This window comes from Candidatus Frankia nodulisporulans, assembly GCF_902806475.1.
In the GTDB taxonomy this organism is placed as follows: domain Bacteria; phylum Actinomycetota; class Actinomycetes; order Frankiales; family Frankiaceae; genus Frankia; species Frankia umida.
The window spans coordinates 1-3,938 of sequence record NZ_CADCWS010000326.1 but is presented as its reverse complement, the minus strand read 5'-3'; the positions used below and the strand labels follow the sequence as shown (position 1 = coordinate 3,938).

The following is a 3,938-nucleotide window of genomic DNA, read 5'->3' as shown; positions in this document are numbered from 1 at the left end:
CCTCTACCGAGTAACCCGGAAGCGCCGCCTCCACCAGTGATCTGTCAATCAGCAAGGTTCAGATCCATCCGCTAACGAGGTCGGGCACGCCACCGCACCGCCGTCCCTGACCCGGCCGCACCTCGTCGCTCTCGCGGCCCTGGCCTGCAATGACACGTTCGCCGGTTTCACGGCGATCCTACGACCTCGACCTTCCCATTTCGGCGGGTGCCCTGGGACGCCCCGCCGCGTCGGATCGGCGACATGGGCATGCTGACGGTGGCCGGCGAGTGTCGGCACCGCCACGCACCGCGCGGCTCGCCACCGTCGAGATGGCCTGCTGTGGTGGGTATGGCGGCACGTGATGAACCTGTGAGGAAGGGTGTTCCACGTCATGGCGACAAGTGAGCCCACCGGCCAGGGTGGCCAGCCGGACATCACGGCGAGTACGGAATGGGCGGCCCTCGCGAAGCATCACGACGAGGTGTCGGATGCGACGCTGCGGGCGCTGTTCGACGCGAACCCGGGACGTGGAGAGGCGTTCACGGCGGAGGTGGACGGGCTCTATCTCGACTACTCCAAGAACCTGCTGACCGAACGCACACTCGAGCTGCTGATCGCACTGGCGCACCGCGCGGGCCTGCCCGAGCGGATCAACGCCATGTTCACCGGCGAGCGCATCAACATCACCGAGAACCGGCCGGTGCTGCACGTCGCGCTGCGTGCCCCACGGGACGCCCACATCGAGGTGGACGGCGTGAACGTGGTGCCCCAGGTGCACCACGTGCTCGACCGGATGGGGGAGTTCGCCGACCGGGTCCGCGGCGGGCAGTGGCGTGGCGCGACCGGCGAGCGGATCACGACCGTGGTCAACATCGGGATCGGCGGTTCGGATCTCGGCCCCGCGATGGCCTTCGGGGCGCTGCGCGACCACTCCGACCGTTCGATCCGGTGCCGTTTCGTCAGCAACGTCGATCCGACCGACATCTGGGAGGCGACCGCCGATCTCGACCCGGCGACGACGCTGTTCATCGTCGCCTCCAAGACGTTCACCACCCTGGAAACGATCGCGAACGCCCGCGCCGCCCGCGCCTGGCTGGTCGAAAAGCTCGGCGACGACGCGGTTTTCCGGCATTTCGTTGCGGTGTCAACCAACACCGAGAAGGTCGCCGAGTTCGGCATCGAAACGGCGAACATGTTCGAGTTCTGGGACTGGGTGGGTGGACGGTACTCGGTCGGTTCGGCGATCGGCCTGTCCCTGATGCTCTCGATCGGCCCCGCCGGTTTCCGGTCGTTCCTTGACGGGTTCGCCGCGATGGACGCCCATTTCCGCACCGCGCCGTTTGAGCGGAACCTGCCGGTGCTGCTCGGTCTGATCGGCCTGTGGTACCGCGATTTCCTCGGCTACGACACGCACGCCGTACTGCCCTACAGCCAGTACCTGGACCGGTTCGCCGCCTACCTGCAGCAACTCGACATGGAGAGCAACGGCAAGCAGGTCACCCTCGCCGGACGGCCGGTGCGCGCCCGGACCGGACCGATCGTCTGGGGCACCCCGGGAACGAACGGTCAGCATGCGTACTACCAGCTGCTGCACCAGGGCACGTCCGTCGTCCCCGCCGACTTCATCGGTTTCGTCACCCCGGCCCATCCCGGTGTCGGCGCCGCCGGCGGCGCGGACCAGCACGCCCTGCTCATGGCCAACTTCCTCGCCCAGACCGAGGCCCTCGCCTTCGGCAAGTCCGCCGAGGCGGTCGCCGCCGAGGGCGTCGCGGACTGGCTGGTGCCGCACCGCACCTTCCCCGGCAACCGCCCGACCAACACCCTGCTCGCCGACGAGCTGACCCCCTTCACCCTGGGGCAGCTGATCGCCCTCTACGAGCACAAGGTCTTCACCCAGGGCACCATCTGGGGCATCAACAGCTTCGACCAGTGGGGCGTCGAACTCGGCAAGGTTCTCGCCGGACGCATCGTGCCCGAACTGACCTCCCCCGCCGAACCCCCCCTGTCCCACGACAGCTCCACCAACACCCTCATCCGACGCCTGCGCAAGCACTGACCGCCACGCCCCTCGACCGCTGACCCCTGGCGCCCCGACGCCCCGACCCCTGACCCCGGGCCTGGTCGGGCCGGCGACCCACCCACGCCGGCCCGCCAGTCCCGACAGGGCGCCGCCGCACCCCCAGCCCTCGCTATGTTACTCTCCGTAAACGGCCGGGGGTGTTCGGCTACGCATGGTGATGGTTACGGGGGGCGCCAGGATGCGGGTCGATGCCGGGGCTCTGAGCATGTCCGTGCAACGGTTCGGCGAGGACGTCCGCATCGAACTCGCCGGTCAGCTGGACACCGCCGGCCGCCTGCGGTTCCGCGAGCAGATCGGTGAGCTGCTCGGCCGCGGCGGCGGGACGGTGACCGTCGACGTCGCGGGCCTGAACGCCATCGACATCCCTGGCCTTGCCGCCCTGCTGCGCGCCGACCTGCTGCTGCGCCGCGTCCATTCGGAGCTGCGCATCAGCTCCGCGACCCCGGCGATGCGCGCCCTGCTCCACGACACCGGCCTGGACGGACGGCTACGCGTCGGCGAACCCGGCCGCCACTAGCCGGTTTCGCGCGGATCCGGGGGCCAGCGCCGGTCGCCGGGGCCCGTGGAGGCCGGGTCAGCGGGGAAGCGCGGGTGATCCCATGGGGGTAGGCCCGGTCATCGCCGCGCTGGCGGCCGTCACGGTCGGTCCGGTCATCGCGGTGCCGGCCATGCTGGGGAGGGCCAGTGCCGGGGCGGCCACGGCCGGTCGCGGGTGACGCGGGGGAGTCGTCGGTGCGGCGTCGAGGTGAAAGGGCCCCGCGAGCGCCGGCCGGGCGGATCGGTCCGGACCTCCGCCGCCGACCGTCGGCGTGTCCCCGGTGGACGTCGACCCGTCCGCGGACCGCGACGATCCCACGGCCGCCGATGCCTCGCCGGGTCGGGCAGTGGCGGGCCGGGGGTTGACCAGCCGGCGCTCGATTCCGCTCATCGTCAACATGGCTGCCATCACCACCAGCGGAAACGCGAGCGCGAGCAGCAGAACGGGTGGAGTGAGACTCACGGTGCAACCCCCAGGCCGACGTACGGATGCGGGACGGCGCGGCCAGCGCCGAGGTATGCCTTCCCCGTCGGGGCAGTGACTCACCTCCGTCACGGTTTCTCACCCAGACCGGGTTGTCGCCGTCAGTGTCAGTCTCGGTGGACGTGGTGCACCGAGAGTGGCGATCATCGGTCGTGGCCGGATTCACGAGGCTATCCAGGTCAGACAGGGCCACCACCCGGCCGAGCAAAGCGTCACCTTTATGGACATCCCCGTCGCTGTTCCCGGCGACGGTTCGCTCGTACGCTTCGGAGACCATGTCTGTGCGGCCTGTACCGTTGCCCGCTTACCGCGGCCATCCGCACGTAGCCAATGCGGATCTGCTCGCGCGTATCCGACTGCTCACCGAACAGGTGGACTACGCCCTGGCCGAGATCGCGCTGCGGCGTGCGGCCTACTGGCGTGCCTGTGAGGATGAGGCCGACTGGCAGTGGGCCCCCGGTGGGGTCGAGGGCCTGCGCCGTCCCCAGGTCGCCGAGTCGCTCGCGCTGCTGCTGGGCGCCGTCGGCCGGCTACGCCTGTGGGCCCAGGAGCTGCACTGGCTGCATGAGCAGGCCCGCCTGCGCGGCGCGCCGGACCATCACGTCCGCTGAATGCGATGGCCCGATTACCAGCGTGTCATCTTTGACGCTGAGTGACGTATTCGTCGATCCCAGGATCGGCGCATTTCCCAATCTGGTTCTTCGACGTGCGGCGCCGCCTTCGCGATGACTCCCGCTGCCGGGACGAAGCGAACGAAAATTCGCCAGCGACCCAGGAGAAGGAGCACGAAGATCGACGTCCCCGACATTGAGTCGGGATGTATCGGGCACAACGCCGCCATCGCGCTGTGTGACA

Annotated in this window: 4 protein-coding genes; 3 read left to right on the top strand and 1 reads right to left on the bottom strand. The window is 69.5% G+C overall.

Going from position 1 to position 3,938, the window contains the following annotated elements:
• Positions 1-373: 373 nt before the first annotated feature.
• Positions 374-2,038 (top strand): glucose-6-phosphate isomerase, encoded by a 1,665-nt coding sequence (gene pgi / locus G6R24_RS19010; RefSeq protein WP_163550549.1) that lies wholly within the window; start codon positions 374-376, stop codon positions 2,036-2,038.
• Positions 2,039-2,240: 202 nt separating this feature from the next.
• Positions 2,241-2,579 carry an STAS domain-containing protein gene (locus G6R24_RS19005; RefSeq protein WP_163550548.1) on the top strand — a complete coding sequence of 113 codons (339 nt, stop codon included), beginning with the start codon at positions 2,241-2,243 and terminating at the stop codon, positions 2,577-2,579.
• Positions 2,580-2,636: 57 nt separating this feature from the next.
• Here G6R24_RS19005 and G6R24_RS19000 read toward each other — a convergent pair whose 3' ends face one another.
• Complete coding sequence (locus G6R24_RS19000; protein ID WP_163550546.1) at positions 2,637-3,062, bottom strand: hypothetical protein; 426 nt, start codon at positions 3,060-3,062, stop codon at positions 2,637-2,639.
• Between the two features lie 317 nt (positions 3,063-3,379).
• Between G6R24_RS19000 and G6R24_RS18995 the strand changes: the two genes are divergently transcribed.
• Positions 3,380-3,694 (top strand): hypothetical protein, encoded by a 315-nt coding sequence (locus G6R24_RS18995; protein WP_225438739.1) that lies wholly within the window; start codon positions 3,380-3,382, stop codon positions 3,692-3,694.
• The last annotated feature ends 244 nt before the right edge of the window (positions 3,695-3,938 follow it).